The 932-nt window shown below is 68.8% G+C and carries 2 protein-coding genes; both read right to left on the reverse strand.

All coding sequences use genetic code 11. From position 1 onward, the window contains the following. On the reverse strand, positions 1–654 hold a 654-nt coding region (locus FUT87_RS23895; protein ID WP_222617259.1), incomplete at its 3' end, for an oligogalacturonate lyase family protein. Between the two features lie 28 nt (positions 655–682). After that, positions 683–932: hypothetical protein (locus FUT87_RS29305; RefSeq protein WP_186830729.1), on the reverse strand; the 250-nt coding region annotated here is incomplete at its 5' end.

A 932-nucleotide genomic window follows, 5' to 3' on the forward strand; every position in this document is an offset into this window, starting at 1 on the left:
GCGCGCATCGACCAGGTCGTGCGGCCCTTCATGGCAGTAGGCGACCGTGTGGTCGTCGCCGGGTCGGTACTGCGGATGGCCCAGCCAGCCCTGCTGCTCGAGGATCACCTCGCGCGCACCGGTGGCCAGGTCGATGCGGATCAGCCGGCAGCGCGGCTTCGCATGGAACATCTGGTGGAACTTCTGCCAGTCGCTGAGCGGGAACCAGTCGCTCGCGGCGATCTCGATGCCGACCATCTTCGTGCAGGCGCTGTTCGAGACCCAGGTGCCGTAACCCACCCAGCCCTCGGGCACGGTGTAGACGACCTCCTCGCTCAGGTCGCGCAGCGCCAGGCGGATCAGGCGCCGCTCCGCGCGGACGAAGTACAGGTGCTGGTCGTCGGGGCTCAGGAAGCCGCCGAAGGTGTTCTCGCCCGCCTGGTCGGTGAGCTGCGTCGCGACCTGCGAGCCGAGGTCCAGCAGGTGGTAGTTCCAGCTCGAGCCGGGCCCGAACTCGGCGCCGAAGATCAGCCGCTGCCCATCGTTGGTGAAGCACTTCTGATAGAAGTAGTTGCGGTGGCAGGTCACGTCGGTGGGCGTGAGCCGGGTGACGCGCGCACCGGTATCGGGGTCCTCGCGGGTGACGAAGCGCAGCTGGCGTTCGGTGGCTTTCATGGTCGCTTTGATCCTCGGGGAGACGGGTTCACTTGATCCGTTGCAGCAGGGCCTGGCCTTCGGCGACCAGGCGGCGCGCGGCGTCGACCTCGGTGGTCTTGCCATAGGCGACGGTCTCGAAGACCTCGCGCATGAACTTGTGCAGCCGCGCGTGCTCGAACAGCGGCGCCGGGCGCTTGAGCCGGCCCGACTCGCGCTGGGCCTTGATCTGCTCATGCGCCGCGACCTCCAGCGGCGGCAGGGTGCCGGCCGCCTTCAGCTGCTCGGCCAGCAGCGCC

The organism is Mitsuaria sp. TWR114, from assembly GCF_007997345.1.